General features: G+C 70.7%; 16 protein-coding genes and 1 pseudogene. 14 read left to right on the plus strand and 3 right to left on the minus strand.

Going from position 1 to position 22,277, the window contains the following annotated elements:
- Positions 1–47: 47 nt before the first annotated feature.
- From P3L51_RS24625 to P3L51_RS24640, 4 genes are all read left to right on the plus strand, one after another.
- Positions 48–683 carry a ThuA domain-containing protein gene (locus P3L51_RS24625; protein ID WP_354607474.1) on the plus strand — a complete coding sequence of 212 codons (636 nt, stop codon included), beginning with the start codon at positions 48–50 and terminating at the stop codon, positions 681–683.
- Positions 668–1,747, plus strand: a complete 1,080-nt coding sequence (locus P3L51_RS24630; protein ID WP_354607461.1) for a Gfo/Idh/MocA family protein — start codon at positions 668–670, stop codon at positions 1,745–1,747. The genes P3L51_RS24625 and P3L51_RS24630 overlap by 16 nt, the downstream gene beginning before the upstream one ends.
- A gap of 235 nt (positions 1,748–1,982) precedes the next feature.
- Positions 1,983–5,135 carry an alpha-mannosidase gene (locus P3L51_RS24635; RefSeq protein ID WP_354607462.1) on the plus strand — a complete coding sequence of 1,051 codons (3,153 nt, stop codon included), beginning with the start codon at positions 1,983–1,985 and terminating at the stop codon, positions 5,133–5,135.
- On the plus strand, positions 5,128–7,767 hold the full coding sequence (locus P3L51_RS24640) for an ROK family protein (RefSeq protein WP_354607463.1): 2,640 nt from the start codon (positions 5,128–5,130) through the stop codon (positions 7,765–7,767). The genes P3L51_RS24635 and P3L51_RS24640 overlap by 8 nt, the downstream gene beginning before the upstream one ends.
- A 72-nt stretch (positions 7,768–7,839) precedes the next feature.
- Here P3L51_RS24640 and P3L51_RS24645 read toward each other — a convergent pair whose 3' ends face one another.
- Positions 7,840–9,111: a glycoside hydrolase family 99 protein gene (locus tag P3L51_RS24645; RefSeq protein WP_354607464.1), complete on the minus strand. Its 1,272-nt coding sequence runs from the start codon at positions 9,109–9,111 to the stop codon at positions 7,840–7,842.
- Positions 9,112–9,471: 360 nt separating this feature from the next.
- Here P3L51_RS24645 and P3L51_RS24650 point away from each other — a divergent pair, with 360 nt between their 5' ends.
- The 9 genes and pseudogenes from P3L51_RS24650 (at position 9,472) to P3L51_RS24690 (ending at position 19,084) form a co-directional block, all read left to right on the plus strand.
- A complete protein-coding gene (locus P3L51_RS24650) occupies positions 9,472–10,212 on the plus strand; it encodes a DUF5134 domain-containing protein (protein ID WP_354607465.1) in 741 nt (246 codons plus the stop codon).
- A 79-nt stretch (positions 10,213–10,291) separates the two neighbouring features.
- Positions 10,292–11,227 (plus strand): M56 family metallopeptidase, encoded by a 936-nt coding sequence (locus P3L51_RS24655; RefSeq protein ID WP_354607466.1) that lies wholly within the window; start codon positions 10,292–10,294, stop codon positions 11,225–11,227.
- Between the two features lie 33 nt (positions 11,228–11,260).
- The gene (locus tag P3L51_RS24660) at positions 11,261–11,965 is read left to right on the plus strand and encodes a phosphatase PAP2 family protein (protein WP_354607467.1); all 705 of its coding nucleotides are present in this window, start codon (positions 11,261–11,263) and stop codon (positions 11,963–11,965) included.
- A gap of 18 nt (positions 11,966–11,983) precedes the next feature.
- Positions 11,984–12,679 (plus strand): HAD family hydrolase, encoded by a 696-nt coding sequence (locus tag P3L51_RS24665; protein ID WP_354607468.1) that lies wholly within the window; start codon positions 11,984–11,986, stop codon positions 12,677–12,679.
- 878 nt (positions 12,680–13,557) lie between these two features.
- On the plus strand, positions 13,558–14,904 hold the full coding sequence (locus tag P3L51_RS24670) for a M14 family metallopeptidase (protein WP_354607469.1): 1,347 nt from the start codon (positions 13,558–13,560) through the stop codon (positions 14,902–14,904).
- 350 nt (positions 14,905–15,254) lie between these two features.
- Positions 15,255–15,344: pseudogene (locus tag P3L51_RS24675) on the plus strand (IS5/IS1182 family transposase); the annotation flags it as partial.
- Between the two features lie 482 nt (positions 15,345–15,826).
- Positions 15,827–17,266, plus strand: coding sequence for a glycosyltransferase family protein (locus tag P3L51_RS24680; protein WP_354607470.1), 1,440 nt, complete (start codon positions 15,827–15,829; stop codon positions 17,264–17,266).
- Between the two features lie 150 nt (positions 17,267–17,416).
- The gene (locus tag P3L51_RS24685; protein ID WP_354607471.1) at positions 17,417–18,295 is read left to right on the plus strand and encodes a TauD/TfdA family dioxygenase; all 879 of its coding nucleotides are present in this window, start codon (positions 17,417–17,419) and stop codon (positions 18,293–18,295) included.
- Between the two features lie 168 nt (positions 18,296–18,463).
- Positions 18,464–19,084: a TetR/AcrR family transcriptional regulator gene (locus P3L51_RS24690; RefSeq protein ID WP_354607472.1), complete on the plus strand. Its 621-nt coding sequence runs from the start codon at positions 18,464–18,466 to the stop codon at positions 19,082–19,084.
- Positions 19,085–19,135: 51 nt separating this feature from the next.
- Here the strand turns inward: P3L51_RS24690 and P3L51_RS24695 are convergent, their stop codons facing one another.
- A complete protein-coding gene (locus tag P3L51_RS24695; protein ID WP_354607473.1) occupies positions 19,136–20,635 on the minus strand; it encodes an LVIVD repeat-containing protein in 1,500 nt (499 codons plus the stop codon).
- A 189-nt stretch (positions 20,636–20,824) separates the two neighbouring features.
- Here P3L51_RS24695 and P3L51_RS24700 point away from each other — a divergent pair, with 189 nt between their 5' ends.
- Positions 20,825–21,502 (plus strand): DUF305 domain-containing protein, encoded by a 678-nt coding sequence (locus P3L51_RS24700; RefSeq protein ID WP_435594517.1) that lies wholly within the window; start codon positions 20,825–20,827, stop codon positions 21,500–21,502.
- 44 nt (positions 21,503–21,546) lie between these two features.
- Here the strand turns inward: P3L51_RS24700 and P3L51_RS24705 are convergent.
- Positions 21,547–22,277 (minus strand): DUF6214 family protein (locus P3L51_RS24705; protein WP_435594518.1); only part of this gene is annotated, 731 nt, incomplete at its 5' end.

The raw sequence follows: 22,277 nt of genomic DNA on the forward strand, positions 1-22,277 counted from the left end.
GTGTATAAGAGACAGGCCCCCGGTCCGGCCCCGGCCCCCGGCGCGCGCTGGTCGTCCGCGGCGGCTGGGAGGGCCACCAGCCCGTCACGACCACGGATCTCTTCCTGCCCTTCCTCCGGGAGAGTGGTTACGCCGTCGAGACGGCCGACACCCTGGACGTCTACACCGATGCCGCCCTCCTCGCCGCCACCGACCTGATCGTCCAGTGCTGGACGATGGGCGAGATCGGCGAGGAGCAGTGCGCGGGACTCACCGCGGCGGTCCGCGCGGGCACGGGCCTGGCCGGCTGGCACGGCGGCATCGTCGACTCCTTCCGCGGCAGCGTGCACTACCAACTCCTCACCGGCGGCCAGTTCCTGATGCATCCGCCCGGCTTCTCCGACCACACCGTGCGGGTCCTGCCGGAGCGGGCGGACCATCCGGTCGTCACCGGTCTCACCGACTTCGAGGTGCACACCGAGCGCTACTGGACCGCCACCGATCCCCTGATCGACGTCCTGGCGACCATCGGGTTCGAGGCGGACGAGAACCGGTCGCGGCCGGTCACGATGCCCGCCGTATGGACCAGGACCTGGGGCGCGGGCCGTGTCTTCGTCTCCACGATCGGCCACAAGCCGGACGACTTCGACGTGCCCGAGGTACGGACGCTGACCGAGAGGGGACTGCTGTGGGCGAGCCGCTGAGGATCGGCATGGTCGGCGCGGGCAGGATCAGCGGCCAGTATCTGGCGACGCTGGAACGGCTGGACGACGTACGCCTCACCGCGGTGACGGACCTCGACCCGGCCCGCGCCGAGGCCGTCGCCGCGCGGCTGCCGGGCGTCGCCGTCGCCGCCTCGGTCGCCGAGCTGGTCGGCCGCCCCGACGTCGACGTCGTACTGAACCTGACGCTGCCCGCCGTACACGCCGAGGTGGCGCGCGCCGCGCTCGACGCGGGCAAGCACGTGTACGGCGAGAAGCCGCTGGCCATGACCCGCGAGGAGGCCGACGGGCTGCTCGCCGCGGCGCGGAGCCGGGGGCTGCGGATCGGCTGCGCCCCCGACACCGTGCTCGGCACGGGTGTGCAGACCGCGCGCGCGGCGGTGGACGACGGGCTCATCGGCGCCCCGGTCGCCGCCACCGCGTTCATGACCACACCCGGGCACGAACGCTGGCACCCCGCCCCCGAGTTCTACTACCGGCCGGGCGGCGGGCCGCTGCTCGACATGGGCCCGTACTACCTCTCCGCGCTCGTCCATCTGCTCGGGCCCGTCAGCCGGGTCACCGGAGCCGCGTCCAGGCCGCGCGCCGAGCGGACCATCGGGAGCGGACCGCGCGCCGGCGAGCGTTTCGACACCGAGGTGGACACCCATGTCACGGGACTCCTGGAGCACGCGGGCGGCGCGCTCACGACGCTGGTCATGAGCTTCGACATCCACGCGGCGCGGTTGCCGCGCATCGAGGTGCACGGTACCGAGGGTTCGCTGTCCGTGCCCGACCCCAACGGCTTCGACGGGCCGGTGGAGCTGCACCGGGCCGGCGGCGAGTGGGAACTCCTGCCGGTGTCGGGCGGCTACCGGGACGCCGGGCGCGGCACCGGTCTCGCCGATCTGGCGACCGCGCTCGCCGAGGACCGTCCGCACCGGGCGTCCGGCGAACTCGCCCGCCATGTCCTGGACATCATGCTGACGCTGCTCGACGCGGCGCGCGACGGTGTCTGGCTGCCGGTGCACGGCGATTTCGCGAGGCCGGAGGCCGTACGGCCGTAAGTTCCGACCCCCACACGAACGGCAGGAAGGCGGCGGCCTTCCTGCCGTTCTTTCCTTGTCGATTCGTCAGGCCAATTAATATCCAGAAGAGGAACCTTTACGGGCGGGAATTCGGCTGACAATTCAACACCAAGACCCTCACCAGCGGGAACTCAGAAGTAATCGGAACAGACGTTGACTTGATAACACTCTTGGTTTTACATGGCGGTTACCGGCAGGACAGGAAGGGCCGCCCATGCATGACCGAAGGAAGTCCGGAGAAGCGCGAGCAGCCCATTTCCTCGACCGTCGGCTGCGCCCCGCGCTGTACACCGGGCGGCTTCCCATGGAGATCGGGGCCTGGCACATCCCGGGCGAGCCGGTCCCCGTCGACGTGGCGCTCCGCGCCGGGTACACGCCGTTCGTCGTGGGCGAGACATGGGGCGGCGGCCCCTGGTCCACCAGTTGGTTCCGCTTCGCCGCCGACGTGCCCGAGCGCTGGGCCGGCCGCCGTGTGGAGGCGGTCATCGACCTCGGCGGCGACCGGGCCGAGGGGCTGGTCCACGACGAGCACGGCACACCGCTCCAGGGCCTGCACCCGCACAACAGGACCGTGACCGTCGCGACACAGGCGCGGGGCGGCGAGCCCGTACGGCTGCTCGTCGAGGCCGCGGCCAATCCGGCGATCGACGCGGCCACGGGCGCCGGGGCCCACTTCGGCGACCCGGTCACCGCCGGCGACGAACCTCTCCACCAACTGCTCCGCGCGGATCTCGCCGTACGCGACGAGAACATCTGGCAGCTCATCCATGACATCGATGTCCTGAACAGCCTGATGCACGCGCTCCCCGTCGAACTGCCGCGCCGCCACGAGATCCTGCGCGCGCTTGACCGGGCCGTCGACGCCGTCGACCCCCGTGACATCCCGGGGACGGCCGCCGGCGCGCGGGACATCCTCGCGCCGGTCCTGGCCCGCCGGGCGTACGCGTCCGCGCACACCGTCGCCGCCGTCGGGCACACGCGCTCCGGATCCGCGCGGCTGCGGCCGATGCGCGAGAGCGTGCGCGCGAGTGCCCGCGCCTTCAGCAGCATGGCGACGCTCGCCGAGGAGTACCCGGAGCTGGTGTTCGCCGCGCCGTCCGCGCAGCAGCACGCCTGGATGAAGGACCAGCACCCGCATGTCTTCGAGCGGATACGCAAGGCCGTCGCGCGGGGCAACTGGGTCCCGGTGGGCGGCATGTGGGTGGAGCCGGACGTCAATCTCCCCGGCGGGGAGTCGCTGGCACGGCAGTTCACGCTCGGCAGGCGCTTCTACCGGGAGGAGCTGGGCCTGGACCCCGACGGCGTCTGGCTGCCCGGCCCCGGCGGCATGAGCGCCGCTCTCCCCCAGCTCGCCGTGCTGGCGGGGGCGCGCTGGCTGCTCGGCCACACCCTCACCGAGCGGGACACCGTCTCCCTTCCGCACCACACGTTCTGGTGGGAGGGCGCCGACGGAAGCCGGATCTTCACGCACTGCCCACCCGCCGGTCCGAGCCACGCGGCGCTCACGGGGCCCGAGTTGGCCGGCGCGGTCGCGGCGTACGCGGACAAGGGCGGTGGCAGCCGCTCGCTGATGCCGTTCGGCCAGGGGCCGCACGACTCCGACGACGACGCGGACCACGAGGGCGAGGGCCCCACCCGCGAGGTGCTGGAACGCGCCCGCAGGCTGGCCGATCTGGAGGGTTCGCCCCGGGTCGGGATGCAGCACCCCGCGCACTTCTTCCGGGACGCGCTCGACGAGTACCCGCACGCCCCGGTGTGGCGCGGCGAGCTGTACGCGCGGACGCACCACGGCTCGTACACCAGCCAGGCCCGCACCAAGCGCGGCAACCGCCGGAGTGAATCCCTGCTGCGCGAGGCCGAGTTGTGGTCGGCGACGGCGGCGGTACGGGACGGGGTGCCCTACCCGTACGACGAGCTGGACACCCTGTGGAAGCGGGTCCTGCTGCATCAGAGCCGGGACATCCTGCCGGGCGGCGCCATCGCCTGGGTGCACGAGGAGGCCGAGCAGACGTACCGCGCCGTCCACCGCAGGCTGGAGAGCCTGATCGTGCGGTCGGCGGGCGGGCCGGACGGGGCCACGGTCCTCAACGCCGGGCCGCGCGCCCGCCGCGAGGTGGTCGTGCTCGACCGGGACCGGCTGACGGAGCCGGGCGCGGCGGACGCGGGCCAGCCGTTGTCCGGCGGGCGGCTCGCCGTGCTGGGCGAGGCTCCCGCGCTCGGCCGGGGTACGGCCGGGCTGCCGCTCGGCGGCACGGCGCCGGTGACCGTCACCCCCGCCGACCCCGAACGCGGCGGCGGGCATCTGCTGGACAACGGGCTGCTGCGGATCCACGTCGACTCGGCGGGGCTCGTCCGCTCCGCGCTCGACCTGACGGCGGGCCGCGAGGCCATCGCGCCCGGCTGCGCGGGCAATCTGCTCCAACTGCACCGGGACGACCCGGCGTTGTGGAGCGCGACCGCGCTCGACGCACCGCGACACGGCATGCACCGCGATCTCGACGTCGCGTCGTCGGTCGAAGTGACCGACGGCGGACCACTGTTGGCGCGGGTCCGGGTGGAGCGCGGCACCGGCAGATCCACGATCACGCAGCGGCTGACACTGACGGCCGGCAGCCGCGCGCTGAGCATCGACACCGACGTCGACTGGCGCGAACAGGACACCCTCCTCAAGGCCGCCTGGCCGCTTGACGTGCACGCCGAGAACAGCCGCGGCGAGATCCAGTACGGCCATGTCGAGCGCCCCACGCACGCGAACACCGGCTGGGACGCGGCCCGTTACGAGCAGTGGGCGCACCGTTGGATCCATGTCGGCGAGCACGGCTGGGGCGTGGCGCTCGCCTCGGACGCGTCGTACGGCTACGACGTGTCGCGCCGGACGCGCGCCGACGCCGGGACCACCACACTCGTACGGCTCTCGCTGCTGCGTGCCGCGCACAGCCCCGACCCGCACGCCGACCGCGGGCCCCAGCACTTCCGGCACACGCTGCGCCCCGGCGCCGACGTCGGTGACGCGATCTCGGAGGGCTACGCCCTCAACCTCCCGCTGCGGCCGGGCCCGGCGGCCGGGCCGGTGGAACCGCTGGTGACCGTGGACGGTCCGGACGTCGTGGTCGAGGCGGTGAAGCTCGCCGACGACCGGTCGGGCGATGTGGTGGTCCGGCTGTACGAGTCGCGGGGCGGCCGGGCCCGTACGACGCTGACCGCGGGCTTCCCGGTCACCGCCGTGCGCGAGACGGACCTCATGGAGGAGACGCTCGCGGTCCGCGCGCACACGGGCCGGTCGGTGGCACTGACGCTGCGGCCCTTCCAGATCCTGACCCTGCGGCTGGTGCGCGGGACGGGCCCGAAGGGTGGCTCGGGTGTCTGACACCCGACCGGGCGACGGCACGCTCTCCCCCGAACTCCGCGCCGTGCTGCGCCGCTGGGCCGACGAGGGCGGCCCGCTCGCCACCCGGGCCGGTGTCGTACTCCTGGCGGCGGACGGGCTGCGCGACGCGGAGATCTCACGCCGGCTCGGGGTGTCGCGGCAGACCGTCGGCAGCTGGCGCCAGCGCTGGACGAGCGCCGGCATCGACGGTCTCGAACACCGGCCGCGGACCGGCAGACCGGCGACGGTCGACGAGGCCGAAGTCGTGACGCGTACGCTCCTCGCCCCCGGCGGCAGCGGCGCGTCGCGCGCGGTGGCACGGGAGTTGGGCCTCTCGCACGCAACGGTCGCCGGCATCCGCCGTCGCTGGCGCCTGGTCCCCGACGAGCCGGTGTCCCCGTCCGTCCCGACCCGCCCACCGCTGCCGGGCGCCGACGTGTGGGTGATGGGTCTCTACGTGGACGCGCTGCGCGGGGTCCTCCTGGCGGGCACCCGCCTGGTCCCGAGCACCCCGGCCACGGCGGGCACGGTGATAGGCGCGGACGTCCTGGCGGGCCTCGACCGCTCGCTGGACGCGGCGTTGGCGTCGACGGGGCGGCGGGGCCCGGGACCGGGCGGAGGCCCGGAAACGGGTCTCGGCGGTACGGCCACGGGCGCCGGATCCGGCACCGGGACGGGGCTCGGCCGTACGGTCGCCGGAGCGGGCCCGGATCCCGGCTCCGCGGCTCACCCCCGGGCGGGCGGCGCCGTCTCTCCCGTCACCACCGCGAACGCGACTCCCGGCGTCGGGCGCCGACCGGCGGCGGGCTCCGGGCCGGGCACCAGGGACGGCTCCCGCCCCGGTACCGGCGCGCACCCGTCTCCCCGTCGGACGACCGGCATCGGCACCGGGCCTGGCGACGACACCCCCTCCGCCACCGCCACCGGGCACGCACCGGCGCACGGTGCCGCCGCCCTCCCCGACGCGGACACCTCGCGCCGCGCGGACGTCGTCGCCTCCGACCGGGCGTTGACCGGCTATCTCGCGCAGGCGAGTCGACGGCATCCCGATCTCGCCCTGCACGCGATCACCCTGTGGGACGACGCACCCGGCGGCGATCCCGCCCCGGCCACCGGGATCCCCCAACCACTTGGCGCCGAAGGCGGGGTGACGTGCCATCACATCCCGGCACGCGCCGCCTGGCGCACATTCCTGCGGGCCATGATCGCCCTCGACAGCACCAGCCATCCGGAGTCCTCGCGACGCGTCTACCTCGACCTGGCCGCCGAGCTGGAGCGGTACGCGGCGGGGCGCGCCGACGACCCGTATCGCGGTGTGCGCTGGCTGCGCGAGAACGTCGCGGGCCATCTGGGGGCCGGGCACTCGACGGACAGCTCCGTGCGCGGTCGCACCTGGAGCGGCGTCAACCAGATCGACCTGGGGTCGTTCAACGAGTGCGTGGTCATCGAGACCGTCCGGCTGTCCGGCACCATCACGCGCGGCGAGATCGCCCACCGCACCGGCCTCACCCAGCAGTCGGTGTCCCGGATCGCCCGCTCCCTGCTCGACCGGGGCATCCTGATCGAGGACGCGCAGCTGCGCGCCACGTCGGGCAAGCCGCGTACGCCGGTACGGTTGCGCGGAGCCGCCGCGCACGCGCTCGGGATCCATATCGATCCCGAGCTGCTGACGGCGGTGGTGATCGACCTCGACGGGGCGATCGTGTGCACCCGCACCCGGTCCGTCAGCGCGGACACCGACCCGGCGGAGTTCGTGGAGCGGGTGGCGGCGCTGGGCCGCGAGACGCTGGCCGAGGCGGGCGGGGCCGTACGGCCCGAGGGGTTCCTCGGCATCGGGGTCGCGGTGCCGGGGCCGGTGGACATCGCGTCCGGGACCGTGCTGGGACCGCCCCTGATGTCGGCCTGGGGTGATCTTCCGCTGCTGTATCTCCTCAAGGACCACTTCCCGTGCCCGGTCATCATGGAGAAGGACTCGACGGCCGCCGCGGCGGGCGAGCGCTGGATCGGCCGTGACCGGCGGGCCAGGGACTTCGCCTATCTCTACCTCGGTACGGGGGTGGGCACCGGCCTCTATCTGAACGGCGACATCTACCGGGGCGTCAGCTCCAACGCGGGCGAGTTCGGCCAGCTCTGCGCCATCGCGCTGGGGCGGGTGGACAAGGACGGCCGTCCGGAGATCCTGCCCGAGTGCAATCCGCCGGTGTCCGTGCCCGACCTGGCGGCGCGCGGCGGTCTGCGCCCGGCGGCCACGACGAGCGGGAGCACCGCCGCGTATCTGGCGGTGGGCCGGGCGGCGGCCGCGGGCGACCGGGCGGCGACGGCGGCCGTACGCGAGGTGGCGCGGGCGGTCGGGCGGGGCGCGCTGGGCCTGATCGATCTGCTGGACATCGATCTGATCGTTCTCGGCGGGCCCTTCTTCACGGACGACGTCGCCGACTTCTACCTGGCCGAGATCGCCCGTACGGTCAACGAGTTCCCGACCGCCCGGCGGCTGCGCCGGGTCGAGGTGGAGCCGTCCGTACTGAGCGCGGGGGCCGCCGCCGTCGGGGCGGCGTCCACGATCTTCCACGCGACGTTCACGCCGAGGCTGCGGGGGCGGGAGACGCGGGCGCGGCATCCGCCCGCCGGCTGACCGTGCAGGACGCGACCGCGCGGGCCGCCGGGATCCGCGTACTTCCCGGCGGCCGACGAGGACGGAGCCCCGTTACCTCGGTGGTGTCGGCCGGGTCGCGGTCAGCCCGATCTGCTTCTTGAGCATCCGGCCGCCGTCACCGGTGAGCCGGAGGTAGTAGTCCGACGAGCAGGCGGTGCCGTCCTCGTCGAGGGCCCAGATACCGGAGCCCGAGGGGACCATCGAGCCGTTCTCCGCCGTCTTGGCTATCTGGTTGCCCTCGTTGTACTCGTCGAACATGGAGATGTAGATCCCCGCGACGTTGAGCCGGCACATGTTGTAGAACTGCCGCCACATGAAGTCGCCGTGCGCGCGATGCCTGGACTGGAGGTCTCCCGGCATCACACAGGGCTGGTAGTCGATCCCACTCGCGTTACAGTCGGCCTGGTCGGGGGTGTTGACGTCCCGGTAGAACTGGTCGGCCTGGGCGACGGTGCCCATCCGTCCGACCATCCACGGCGAGATCATGTTGAACGCGTGGTAGACGCCGGAGAAGCCGGGCCTGGAGTCGCTGTTGCCGTTGCGCCAGTGCGTCGGCACGCCTCCGATGACGTAACAGCCCTGCGCCTTGAACCAGTTGATGACGTCCAGGCACTCCGGGGGTGCGAACGGGCGCTTGTCGTCGGCGAACCCGAAGCCCCAGATACAGACGACCGGCTTGCCGTTCTGCCTGGCGTACATGCTCGAAGACGTGTACGCCTTCATCTTGTTCGTCCAGTCCTGCTTGATCTCCGACTGCATGGCCCGCCAGTCGGTGACGTCGTACATGATGTAGAACTTCCGGCCGTTGGCCTCGGCCGACTGACGCACCTTGCGCGCCATCGCGTCCCGCGTCGGACCCTCGCCGCCCACGGGGTTGAACCGCTGGAGTGCCGCGGTGTCGCAGTTGTTCTCGCGCATCCACCGGAAGTGGGTGTCGACGGTCTGCTGATCGTGCGAGGAGAAGAGCGAGGCCGGCTGGCCATTGTTCAGATTCGGGTACGCCGTGGGGAATGAACGGGTGTACTCCCGCATATCCGGCCAAGACTTGATGGTGTTATTGCTGAGCGACGGCGGCCGGCCGGAGTCCTGGCTCCAGTGCCACCACCTGTCGATCGGCGAGCCGTCGCCCTTGGCGGCGAACCAGCCCTGATACCCGACGCTGATCTTGCCGACCACGTCGCCGGGGGGACTCGCGGCGGGTGCCGCTCGCACCCCGCCTCGCGGGGCGGGGGCGGCGCCCGCCTGCTGACTGCCGAGGACACCACCGGCCGCTGCTGTGCCGGCGAGCGCCGATGCGATCACGGCGCGTCTTGAAATACTCACAGAGTATTTCCTCCCACTAGAAATCTGCCAGAAATACGCGGACCCACGGGGGTGGGGGGAATTACAGGCGGCGGCAGCCCGCCCGCCTCCGTGGCGCACCATCGAAAAATAACCGCTCGCAGATGGCCACCACAAGGCCCGTGCAACGCATTTGTCCAGACCAATCCAAAGGAAGTGTCAGCCTATTTTCTTTACGTTTTCCGTTTCCAGTGGAATGCGAAAAGCACGCGGTTTCCGCGTCTCCTGATCGCGGGCCGTGTCCCCCCGGTGCGCTCCCCCCGTGTCTCCCTGCGCTCGCGTGCGCCTCGAACGACAGGGGCATTCCTCCGTTGACACCGTTTGTGTGGACATCTTTGGAGCATGGCGAGGGGGAGGTGCGCGGTGCACGGACCGGCGACCGCCGGCTGGCTGGTCGTGGCGCTCTGCGCGGCGGCCGGGACCTACTGTCTGCTGCGGCTGCGCGGCGCCCCGGGCGCGGGACGCGGCACGGCGGGCGGCGAGGCCCTGATGGGGTTCGGGATGGCGGCGATGGCCGTGCCCGCGGCGGTGATCACACCGCCGCGCTGGGTCTGGCTGGTGTACGCGGCGGTGTTCGGGGTCGCCGCGCTGCGCACACTGGGCCCGGCCCGCAGGACGTCGCACCATCTGCACCATCTCGTGGGCATGCTCGCCATGGTCTACATGTCGGTGGCGATGGCCCTGCTCCCGGGCGGCACACACAGCGCGCACAGCACCGGCGGCGCGGGCGGCACACCGCTGGCCACGGGCGTGCTGCTGATCTACTACGCGGGGTTCGTGCTGTGGACGGGCGCGCGACTGCTCCCGTTGCAGACCGTGGCCGCGCCGGAGGGCGGTGGCCCGGGGCTTCCGGGCACGGGCCGCACGACCGGAGCGGTCGGCGGTCCGGGCTCCGGTCCGGTGACCGGTCCCGGCTCCGGACCTGTGACCGGTCAAGGCTCCGGACCGGTCCTCGGCACGGTGACGGGAGTGGTGACGGAGACCGGGACCGAGGCCGACACGGGGGCCGACCTGCCCGAGCTGGCGCTGGCCTGCCGGCTCTCCATGGGCATCGCGATGCTCGCCATGCTGCTCACCCTCTGACGTACGACGACCGTGTCCTGCGTCACTTGCCACCCGCGGCCGGCCCCCTGAGCGGCACCGCACTCATAAACTGACGACCATGATGGTCTCCCTCGTGCTGCTGACGCTCGGTGCGCTGGCCGCCGTGACCGCCCCGCGGCTGCTGGCCCGCGCCGAATGGCCCGAGCGCGAGCCCGTGGTGGCTCTCTGGGTCTGGCAGTGCGTGGTGGCCGCCGTACTGCTGTGCTTCGCGCTCGCCATGACCTTCAGCGCCGCGGCGGCCTGGCTGGCCGTACGGGGACATGTCTTCGCCCCGGCCCCGAGCGGGGTCGTCGAGGCGTACGCGCTCGGCGCGCACCGTCCGTGGTCGGCGGTGCTGGCCGTGATCCTCGCGGCCGGCGGGGTGTGGACGGGCGCGATGCTCACGCGGGAGATCCACCGGTCGCACACGCGCCGCAAGCAGCGCCGTACCGAACTGCTCGTCCGCTCACCGCTGTTGCCCGGCGAGGAGTCCGGCGGCGGCCCGCTGGTCGTCCTGGAGGGCGAGCGTCCGGGCGCCTGGTGGCTGCCGGGCGCCGCACCGCAGCTCGTGATCACCACGGCCGCCCTGCGGCGGCTCAAGGGCCGCCAGCTCGACGCCGTACTGGCCCACGAGCAGGGCCACGCCCGCGCACGGCACGACTGGCTGCTGCACTGCTCGTCGGCACTGGCCAACGGGTTCCCGCAGGTCCCGGTCTTCGCCGCGTTCCAGGGCGAGATGCACCGCCTGGTCGAGCTGGCCGCCGACGATGTCGCCTCGCGCCGTTTCGGCCGGCTGACGATCGCGCTCGCGTTGGTCGAACTGAACGAGGACCGCGGGGTGTTCGGGCCCTGCCCGACCCCCGACGCCGAGCTGCCGCGCCGGGTGGACCGGCTGCTGACACCGCTCCCCCGGCTCACGGCCGGCCGCCGGCTGCGGCTGACGGCCGCGGCGGCGCTGGTGCCCGCCGTCCCGCTCGTGGTGGCGTTCGTTCCGGCGCTGCGCGCCCTGGGATAGCTTTGCGGGCCCTTCGTCGTTAAGGATCAACCCATGCAATCCCCCGCGGTCCCCCCACCGTCACGGCCGGCCCCACCGGCACCCTCCAAGCAGCCGGGAGCCGTGACACCCGCCCGCGTAGGCGTCGTGCTGGGTGTGGCCTCCGTGGTGCTGCTCACGCTCGTCGCCGCCAGGTGGGGTCCGCTGCTCTCCTGGGACCGGAGCATCGCCGTCGACCTGCACCGGCAGGCGGTGGCCGACCCGGGCCTCACCCACGCGAACCGGATTCTCACCGACTGGGTGTGGGACCCCTGGACGATGCGCCTGCTGACGGCCGTCGCCTTCTTCGTCCTCCTGTTCCGCGGCGCGCGCCTCCTGGCCTGCTGGGTCGCGCTCACGAGCCTGGTGGGCGCCCTGATCTCGCAGGGTGTGAAGTCCGCCGTCGGGCGCGAGCGCCCCAGCTGGCCGGACCCGGTCGACTCGGCGCACTTCGCGGCGTTCCCCTCGGGCCACGCGATGACCGCGACCGTCACCATCGGCATGCTCCTTTGGCTGCTGCGACGGCACGGCCTGAGCGGTCCGCTGTGGACTGTCCTGCTGGTGGTGGGGGCCGTGTCGGTGATCGGCGTGGGATTCACCCGCCTCTGGTTGGGGGTGCACTGGAGTTCGGACGTGGTGGGCGGCTGGCTGTTCGGGGCGTGTCTGGTGGCCCTGTCGATCGCCACGTACGAAGGACGGGCCTTGTCCCGGTGGCGGTGACCCGGCAAGGTCGGGTCCATGAAGATCAAGGGTGTGCTTTTCGACTTCTCAGGGACCCTGTTCCGCATCGAATCGGCCGGCTCCTGGCTCCGGGCCGTACTCGACGAGTTGAGTGTGCAGGTGCCGCCCGATGAGGTCCGGCGGTACGCGGTCCAGCTGGCCGTCGCGGGCGCCCTGCCCGGCGGGCCGACGCCACAGCAACTGCCGCCGGACCTGGCCGGGCTGTGGGCCACGCGCGACGAGAGCGCCGAGCGGCACAGGGCCGCCTACACCGGCCTCGCCCGACAGGTCGCGCTCCCCGATCCCCGGCTGTACGACGCGCTCTACGAGCGTCACCGCACGCCGGACGCCTGGCGTCCGTACGCGGACACGGCCGAGGTGCTCGGCACGCTGAAGCGCGAGGGCGTCGGCGTCGGTGTGATCAGCAACATCGGCTGGGACCTGCGTCCGGTCTTCCGCGCGCACGGCCTGGACGACCTCGTGGACGCCTACGTGTTGTCGTACGAGCACGGCATCCAGAAACCGGACCCGCGACTCTTCGGCGCGGCCTGCGAGGCCATCGGACAGGATCCGCGCGACGTGCTGATGGTCGGCGACGACCGGAAGGCCGACGGCGGCGCGGCCGAACTGGGCTGCGCCGTGCACTTCGTGGACCACCTGCCGGTGGAGGAACGCCCGGCGGGTCTGCGCCCGGTCCTCACCCTCACGCGCTGACGGGACCCCTGTCGTGCCCCGGGCGACGGATGCCGACCGTAGGCATGGTCGACATCCGTCGCCCGTTGGACAGCGACGGCCGTCACGGAGCGGGCGCGTGTCGGCCGCCACGTGCTGCTCGCCGCCGTACGGCCGCTCCCGCCGCCGTCGAAGGAGCCGGCGTCGCTCCCGCCCTTACGTCTCGCGGGGGCGGCTGCCGGTGGGATCGGGGACCGGACGGGCTGCCAGGGGCCCGTGCGACGCGCCCGTGCGAGAGGCCGCCGCGCGTACGTCTCGCGGCGGCCGGGGCATGTACCGAGGGGGCGCCGCGGCTGGTCGGCGGGGGGGCGGTTCGCGGGAGACCGTGCCGCGGCGGGCGGTCGCGTACGGCGTGGGCCGGCTACCGGCGGTGATCCCCCCGGCCCCGGCCCAACTCGCCCACGGGGTATGGGGTACGGAGACTGCGGCGGTACGCCGAGGAGTCGGGCCGCCCCGGCCCGGACGGTCGTGGAGGCGTACGGGGTCGACCCCGGCCAAGCCGCGGATGTCGGGATCGTGGACCCGCCCGAGCGGGCGGCGGAGCGGCACGCCGCTTTCGTCGCGGCGGGCGCCGACCGGATCGTACGGAGCGGGGGCTCACCCGAGGACCGGCGTACCGGTCATGAACCCGCCGGCGCGGACCGCAACGCTGCTGAACACCTGAACCTCGGGGATCACGGAGGCCGGGAGCCTCGCCGGAACCCCCGGCCGGGCGTCTGTTCACGCGCCGCTTCCGCGGATGGCCGAAGTTCACCACTTGACCAGGTCATGCCATGCCTCCACGATGTGCGCGAACAACTGGCCCGCGCACACCACGTGGTGGCCGGACCCCCCACGCAACTCCCCACCCAGGAGACAACATGCGACTTCGCGTACGCGAGAGCAGATGGAAGGCCGCCACCCTCGCGGCCATGCTGGCGCTCGCCGTGGCCGTCCCCTTCACGGCCGAGGCCGCGCCCCCGGACCCGAAGGCCGCACCCGCGACCCCCGTCACCGGCGAGGAGCGGATCCGGCAGTACGAGGTCCCCGGCGTGAGCGACGTGGCGGCCCGTACCGCCCTCGCCTCCACCGGCGTGTCGGTGGACGAGGCGGGCGAGCGCTCGACGGTGGTCAGCGCCACCGCCACCCAGGCGGAGCGGCTGCGCGCCCTGGGCTACCGGCTCGACGTGCTGCCCGCGCCCCCCGCCCGGACGAACGGCAAGGCGCTCCAGCCGTTCGACTTCCCCTCGGCCGACTCGCGATATCACAACTACGCCGAGATGAACGCCGAGATCAACCAGCGGATCGCCGCCCACCCCAACCTCATCAGCAAGCGCGTCATCGGCAAGAGCTACGAGGGCCGGGACATCATCGCGGTCAAGATCAGCGACAACGTGACGGCGGACGAGAACGAGCCCGAGGTGCTCTTCACGCACCACCAGCACGCCCGCGAGCACCTGACCGTCGAGATGGCGCTGTATCTGATACGCGAACTCGGCGACACCTACGGCACCGACTCACGCGTCACCAACGCCGTGAACAACCGTGAGATCTGGATCGTCCCGGACGTCAACCCGGACGGCGGCGAGTACGACATCGCCACCGGCACCTACCGCAGCTGGCGCCTGAACCGCCAGCCCAACTCCGGCTCCTCAAGGATCGGTACGGACCTCAATCGCAACTGGGCCTTCCAGTGGGGCTGCTGCGGCGGCTCCTCCAGCACCCCCGGCTCCGAGACGTACCGCGGCCCGCGCGCCGAGTCCGCGCCGGAGGTCAAGGTCGTCGCGGACTTCGCGCGCAGCCGGGTCGTCGGTGGCAAGCAGCAGCTCAAGGCCGCGATCGACTTCCACACGTACAGCGAGCTGGTGCTGTGGCCGTACGGCTACACGAAGGCCGACACGGCCCCCGGCATGACCCTGGACGACCGGAACGCCTTCGCGGCGGTCGGCGGGAAGATGGCCGCGAGCAACGGCTACACCGCGGAGCAGGCGAGCGACCTCTACATCACGGACGGCTCGATCGACGACTGGCTGTGGGGCAACCAGAAGATCTTCGCGTACACCTTCGAGATGTACCCGGGCAGTTCCGGCGGCGGCGGCTTCTACCCGCCCGACGAGGTGATCGAGCGCGAGACGAGCCGCAACCGCGACTCGGTCCTCCAACTGCTGGAGAACGCCGACTGCATGTACCGGTCCATCGGCAAGGAGTCGCAGTACTGCACGGCCTGACACGCCGTCATCGCCCCTGACCGGGGCGGTGGTTACGGCGAGGTCGTCCGGCGGCGGCCTCGGGAAACCCGAGGCCGCCGCTGAACACGCGCACCGAGCACCGCCCGGCCCGCGAACACACCGACCGGAATGACGAGGCACCGAACGGGCCGGCTGTCTTGGGCGATCCCCCCATGGCCACCACACCGGCCGTCGAGCCGAAGTCGATATCGACCTCCGGCGGGAGTCGTAGAACCAAGGGCCAGGCCCAGGACCGCCGGTGACGATGCGCCGGCTCGCACCGCGCTTCGGGGTGTCCAAGTCGGCGGCGGACCGCATCATCGACCACCTCGGGCCCAGACGGCACCTTGGTCCGCGCCCGCGTCGAGCACGTCTTCGCCCGCGTGAAGGCCTGAAAAATCCTCCGCGGCTGCCGCCTCAAAGGCGACGGAGTCCACCACGAACACTCGCTTCGGACCCGGGAGTTCGACGCGGCCCGGCAATTCCGAGCGACTTGCCTTCAGGATTTCTTGCTTATTCGGATAACGTCAGGACAAATCAATGCATTGGCCATCCGCAGGAATTATTACTCCATAGCGCGAAGTCGAGGGTACGCGTTCGAATCGCCGCAAAATTCAACTCGGTCCGGGAGGGGCGGTTTCGCGCCACTCCCCCCTGGCTTGAACTGCGCGATGATCACGACATGCTTGACACCTCTTGGATCACAACCGAAACTCAATTACCCATGGACTCAAGGTCATTGGATCTCAAGGTCATTGGATGTCGTCAGACGCGAACAAGCAGGATGGCGCATCTCCGCAACCGGCGCTCCACGCGACATCCACACATCCGGCCGCCTTCTCCCCGCCTGTATCCGCGTGTCCGAGTATAAACCGTCGCGGTACTGAGATTCAGTCCATCACCCTCAGCAGAGAGGTTTCCGATGAAACTGGCCCTGATATCAGGAGATGGTCTGCCTGTGAGCGGTCTGCTCACCATCTTCCGCAACGTCTTGGAGTCCGAACTCGAAAAGGGAAGCCTTGAGCTGCCGGTGGTGGCCGATCTCGGCTACTCCTGGCGGCCCGACAAGAAACACTTCTTCCCTCGGGGCTCCGAGGACTGCGTATATCCCGACTGGATGTCCACCAGTGAGGCCGTCCCGCTCGGCGCCGACGGGGCGGAACTGATGCGTGAACTGACCGAGATCCGCGCCGCGGTGGCCCGCGCCGACACACTGGACGACGAAGCGCGCGCGGATCTGCGCCGTGCCGTGGAGTCGCTCGCCGGGCCGTACGAGGAGTACTTCACACGCTGGTTCGAGGAGCACGACGTCGACTGGGTGTGTGCGGTCAACATGACCCTCTCCGACGCCGTACCGGTAACCCTGGGGCTGCACAGGGCTGCTGCCCGACGATGGTCCGCCGGCGTGCCGGGCGGAGTGCTGTTCTGGGACCACGACCTCTTCGGCAGCTGCGCGATCTTCGAGGAGGGGACTCGTCTGTACCCTCCGGTGCCGAATGAATTCACCCCCGTGCCCGGCACACATCCATGTCACCGTTGGGCGGTCATCTCCCCCGCGCTGGCAGCCGAGGTGAAGGAATATCCGACGGAACTCGGCGCGATGACCGTACCGAACGTACTCCCGACGCTGGGACCGGAGGGGCCGGGAGACCCGCACACGTCCTTCCTGGAACAGCGTGGACTGACCCCGGACCGGCCGCTGCTGCTGGTACCCGTGAGGGTGTTCCAGGTGAAAGGCGTCGAGATAGCGGTCTCGATGTTCGCGGAGATGAAGAGAATCTGTGAGAAGGAGGGGACGCCCGTACCCCACCTTCTGGTGTTCGGCAGTCTCGACGAAGATCCGCCCTATGCGCAGAAGGTGGTTTCCGTCGTCCAGGAGTTGAACGTTCAGGATGATGTGGTCTTTCTTGACGGTGTCCCGCTGTCGAGCCATCAGGATGCCGCGGGCCGCTGGCGTCTCGATGAGATCGACCTGCTCAGACTGTGCCGGGCAAGTGGGGGCGCGGTGCTCTTCACCCCGAACACTCCGGAGGTGGAGAGTGTCGGGCTGGGACCGGCGTTGGCGGCCATCGCGGAAGTACCGTGCGCCATCACCGAATACGCCTGCTTCGAGGACATCTACGGGACACAGAGCAGTTGTGTCAGGATTTCGGACAGTACGGAGATTCCAGCGGCGGCCGCGCTCCTCGACCTGATGGCGAAGAACCATCACGGCGACCCCGCGGTTCGGGAAGCCCTGAAGCGCGACAAGGAACAGGTTCTGGAGTCGTTCGATCCGAATCCGTGGCGCGAACTCCTCCAGGAAATGAGAGACGAGATCAGCGGTTCCGGGAACAAGAGGAAGAGTGGCAGCGCGAGTTAGAGGGAGACAGCAGTGCGAAGCATTGAGGAGAACGTTCCGGCGCCGGGCGGTCTGCGGGAGATATCGCTCACCGAGAAAGCGTCGCTCGAGTGCTCCGACCTACTGGACACTCTCCGCGAGGAGTTCGCGACAGCCGACAATCCAGGGTTCTTGCGACGTGCCGTCCACTACGGATCGCGACTCCCGGCCGAACTGCTGGACGCCATCAACGAGATGCGTTATGCCGAATCGGTGGCGGCGCTGGTCGTCCGCGACGGACCCGTCGGCGGACCCGACTGCCCAACACCGAGGCACTGGAAGGAACGCGGCCGGGACGCCACCCTCCGCCAGGATTTCTGGCTGGCTCTGACCGCTTCGCGGCTGGGTGACCCCATCGGCTGGTCCAGCCTCCAGGACGGTCAGATATTCAATGACGTGCTGCCCATACGGGGGCAGGAGGATCAGCAGACGGGCCACGGCAGCGAGGCGGATCTGGCCCTCCACGTCGAAGACTGCTTCAGCGAAGAACGTTGCGACGCGCTGGCCCTGCTCTGCCTCAGGAACCACGACCGGGTCCCCAACACGATCGTCACGGGTGCCGATCTGGACTTCTCCGCACTGGACGTCGACGTCCTCTTCTCGCCCCGGTTCCTGATCAAGCCGGACTCCGAACACCTGCGCAGGGCCGACGGCGCGTTGGAAGCGGGCGGTCTGACGTGCGCGCTGCTGTTCGGCTCGCCCGACTCTCCCTACCTGCGCGTGGATGTTCCCTACACCGAGGCGCTTCCGGGAGACACCAGGGCCGCGGAGGCGCTCGAAGCGCTCTCCGCGCAGCTGGCGCGCCGCGCCGCGACGGTGTATCTCACCGCGGGCGACCTGATGCTCATCGACAACCACCGCGCGCTGCACGGACGCGGGACCTTCCGGGCGCGTTATGACGGGACGGACCGCTGGATGCGCAAACTCACCGTCGTACGTGACCTGAGGCGCAGCCGACCCCTCCGGGCCGGACCCGAGGACAGGGTGATCAACGCCTTCCGCCGGCAGTGACCGGAGACGCCCGAACCCGCACACCCGCTTCGGCTGCTTCCTGTCTTGGGCGATCCCCCGCGTCGCCCAAGACAGGCAGCCTCCACCCTCGCTGACCAGGCCCTACGGGCCGTCCCCGAGGACGTGCCGAGTATACTGGCTAGGAGCCAGTCAACGCGGGAGTCCAGCATGTCCCCCCGAAGCGCATCGGTCAATGAAGAACTCCGTCGGCGTTCCCGTGAACGGCTTCTGCAAGCCACCGTGGAGCTGGTCGAGGAGCGCGGTTTCGACGGGGCGACCCTGGCCGACATCGCCGACCGGGCGGGCGCGGCACGCGGACTGGTCTCGTACTACTTCCCCGGAAAGCGCCAGATGTTCCAGTCGGCCGTGCACCGGCTGATGCACCGTACGTTGCGGGCGGCCCTGGAGCGTGAGCCCCGTACCGACGACGGGCGGGAGCTGCTGGCGCGCGCCATCGACTCCGTCCTCGGTCTCACGGTCGACCATCCGGTGGCGATGCGCGCCCACATGGCGGGCATTCTCCAGGCCGAGGGCTTCGTCCAGTGCGCCGAGCAGCAGCGGCTCGCGGAGCTGCTGCGCGAGACGATGGTGCGGTACGGGTCGGACGACGTGGACAGCGAGTATCCGCTGCTGCGCGCGCTGATGATGGGCGCGGTGTTCGCGATTCTGCTGCCGGGGGCGGGGATGCCGCTGGTCAGCCTGCGGGACGAGTTGTTCCTGCGGTTCGGTCTGGACCCGTCGTACGCCGCTCCGCCGGGCGGGGAGCCCGCCCGGCGGAACGCGTCATGACCTCATGGCCCCGCCGGTCCGGCCGACCGCGTCAGCGGCCGGCCGCGCCGGTCAGTTGCGGAAGTCCTCGAAGTAGTCGGGCTGCGTCTGGACGTTGAGCTCGTCCATCTTCACCCTCTTCGCCTCGTTCGTCCGGGGGTCGTCGAGCTTGATGACGTCCAGACCCTTGGCGATGTCGTTCGAGTAGATGTAGCCGTTGTAGTAGTACGCGGACCACGGACCGGCCGTGGTGACCTGGTCGAGGGTGATCGGGCCACGCTCGAAGTAGCCGATCTCCTCCGGCTTCGAGGAGTTGGTGAAGTCCCAGACCGAGATGCCGCCCTGGTACCAGGCCTGGACCATGATGTCCTTGCCCTTGACCGGGATCAGCGAGCCGTTGTGCGCCACGCACACCTCGGCGTCCGCCTGCGGACGGTCGATCTTGAAGTAGCTCTTGAACTTCAGCGTCCGCTTGTCGCCCTTGCCGACGATGTCGTAGATGCCGTCGGCGCCGCGCTTCGGGCCGATCTCCTCGTTGCAGGTCGCCGCGCCGCCGCCGCCGAGCTCGTCGGTGAAGACGACCTTGTTGGCCTTCTGGTTGAAGGTCGCGGAGTGCCAGAAGGCGAAGTTGACGTTGTCCTGGACGCGGTCGATGATCCTCGGCTGCTCCGGGTTCTTGATGTCGAACAGGATGCCGTCACCCATGCACGCGCCGGCGGCGACGTCCTTGGAGGGCAGCACCGTGATGTCGTGGCAGCCGGTGGTGGCCGAGACGCCCGGGTTGGTGGGCGCGCCGGGGTTGCCGCCGTCCGGGAAGAGCACCGGGAAGTCGACGATCTTCGACTGCTCGGGCGCCTTGCGCGGCACCTTGATGATGCTGATGCCGTCGTGCGGCGGCTGGCAGTCCGGGAACGAGGCGCTGGGCGAGTACGAGGAGACGTACACGTACACGTTCTTGCGGTCGGGCACGAGCGTGTGCGTGTGCGAACCGCACGCGGTCTCGACAGCGGCGACGTACTCGGGGTTGCGCTTGTCGCTGATGTCGAAGATCTTCATGCCCTCCCAGGAGGACTTCTCCGTGGCCGGCTGCGAGACGCTGGAGCAGGAGTTGTCACTGCGCGAGGCGTCCGTCGACAGGAAGAGCAGGTCTCCCGAGACGGATATGTCGTTCTGACCGCCGGGGCACAGGACCTGCGCGACGGTCTTCGGCTTCGACGGCTTGCTGATGTCGAAGATCCGGAAGCCGTCGTAGTTGCCGGAGAAGGCGTACTTCCCCTGGAAGGCGATGTCCGAGTTGGTCCCCTTCAGGTGCTCCTTGGGGACGTTGGCGACGTGCGACATGTTGTCGCTGTGGATGATCTCGTCCACGCCGGGTATGTCGTTGTTCTCGATGGCCTTCTTGGCCTCGGCCTGCTGGCTCTTGGAGGTCTCCTCCTTGGCCGGCTTGTCACCGGGGTCGGGTGTGGCGACCGCCGGTCCGGCGGCCAGCAGAGTGGCGAAGAGCCCGGCGGCAGCGGCTGCTGCCACGCCCAGACGTCTACGCCGCACGCGGGTGGTGTGCAACGAAGTCACTGCGTCCTCCCTTGTATCCGTTCCCAGTTGAACGGCTTACGGACCTCGGCAGTATCGTCCTTCACATGTACATCTCAACAGATGGCAACCTAGATGTAATGAAAGTTTTTGATCACTCGCGTCCGGAAGCGTGTTAGGAAAGTGCCTAACAACGTGCCCGATACACGTCAAGTACCTCAGGAGGTCACCGTGTTGATCCGGACCAGGAGTCCACGTGTCCTCCGGCCTGTCGTGGCGGCCGCCGCCGTGGCCGCTCTACTCGCCCTGGGGGCCTGCGACTCGGGCGACGACGGCAAAAAGAGTGAGACCAGGAACGAGGCCACGGGGCAGGTGGTCGCCCCGGGCAAACCGGGCGAGAAGTCCCGGACGCTCTCCCCGGAGGAGGCCGCGAAGGAGATACCGGACAACACCCCCAACTCCTCCGACTTCAACTACGCGACGATGATGATCCAGCACCACAGCCAGGCGCTGGTGATGACCGAACTCGCCCCGGACCGCGCGGGATCCGGCCAGGTGAAGCGGCTCGCCGAGCGCATCTCCGCGTCGCAGAAGCCGGAGATCGGCGCGATGGAGGGCTGGCTGAAGCTCAACGGCGGCGAGGAGAAGGCGAAGAAGGAGGGCGGCCACGAGCACGGCTCGATGGTGATGCCGGGCATGGCCACGGACGCCCAGCTGGCGAAGCTGCGCGCCGCGAAGGGCGAGGCGTTCGACGACCTCTTCATCAGTCTCATGGTCACGCACCACCAGGGCGCGGTCACGATGGCGACCGAAGCTCTCTCGGGCGGCAAGAACATCCAGCTCGAAGAGATGGCGAACGACGTGATAGCGCAGCAGACGTCCGAGATCAACCGGATGCGCTCGCTGTAACGCGCGCCCCGGCAGCGAGCACCCGGCATCCCCCTCGCGTGGCGTCAGCGGCGACGGTGACGCGGTGTCAGATAGCCCCCGTCGCGGGCGCTCGCGATCAGACCGAGCGACTTGCGGCGCCCGTACCCCGTCGCGCACATCACCGCGAGGACGGGGTCCTGCCCCAACTGCTGTGCCCTGCGGTACGTCTCGGCCACCCCGCGCCGGTCCGCGCCGTCGGACGACGCGGGGTCGTGGGCGCGGTGCCGGCCGCCGGGCGCGGGCTCCCCCTCCAGCAGCTGCGCCTCGGAGCCGGAGGGGCCGCCCTCGTACTCGTACCCCTCGTCCTCCTCCGTCACGGCCACGGTCATGTCCACGGTGCGCGCGTCGGGCGTGCCGTTCGCCGCCGGCATCATCGCCGCCGCGTCGTCGTCGGTGACCGGGTCGGACTCCACGTGGTGCTGCCCCGCGACCGCCCGGCAGGCGTACGCGAGCGGTGCCTCGATCCAGGCACCCAGCTCGGTCAGATCGCCCAGGGGCAGTGGCGGATCGGCCTGCGCGTCCTCGACGGCGATCACGCCGTCCCGCAGAACGGCGAGTACATCGACGCGGGCCCCGTCGGCGAACGTCAGCCGGATGTCGACCCAGGGCGGCACCAGCTCGTGCCGCGGCAGCTCGCACCGGCCGCCCGGCGGCGAATCGCAGGCGACCGTGCCGTACCCCTGCACCTCCCACCGGGGCCAGACAGGTGTCGTGGGCTCAGCGGCGGAAGTCATCTCAAGTTCTGACACATTCA

The organism is Streptomyces panacea, assembly GCF_040560175.1.
Classification (GTDB): Bacteria; Actinomycetota; Actinomycetes; order Streptomycetales; family Streptomycetaceae; genus Streptomyces; species Streptomyces panacea.

Coding starts and splice junctions, on each gene's coding strand:
- P3L51_RS24650 (WP_354607465.1), top strand. CDS start 9,472: ATGGCGAGGGGGAGGTGCGCGGTGCACGGACCGGCGACCGCCGGCTGG.
- P3L51_RS24690 (WP_354607472.1), top strand. CDS start 18,464: ATGTCCCCCCGAAGCGCATCGGTCAATGAAGAACTCCGTCGGCGTTCC.
- P3L51_RS24680 (WP_354607470.1), top strand. CDS start 15,827: ATGAAACTGGCCCTGATATCAGGAGATGGTCTGCCTGTGAGCGGTCTG.
- P3L51_RS24670 (WP_354607469.1), top strand. CDS start 13,558: ATGCGACTTCGCGTACGCGAGAGCAGATGGAAGGCCGCCACCCTCGCG.
- P3L51_RS24655 (WP_354607466.1), top strand. CDS start 10,292: ATGATGGTCTCCCTCGTGCTGCTGACGCTCGGTGCGCTGGCCGCCGTG.
- P3L51_RS24665 (WP_354607468.1), top strand. CDS start 11,984: ATGAAGATCAAGGGTGTGCTTTTCGACTTCTCAGGGACCCTGTTCCGC.
- P3L51_RS24635 (WP_354607462.1), top strand. CDS start 1,983: ATGCATGACCGAAGGAAGTCCGGAGAAGCGCGAGCAGCCCATTTCCTC.
- P3L51_RS24660 (WP_354607467.1), top strand. CDS start 11,261: ATGCAATCCCCCGCGGTCCCCCCACCGTCACGGCCGGCCCCACCGGCA.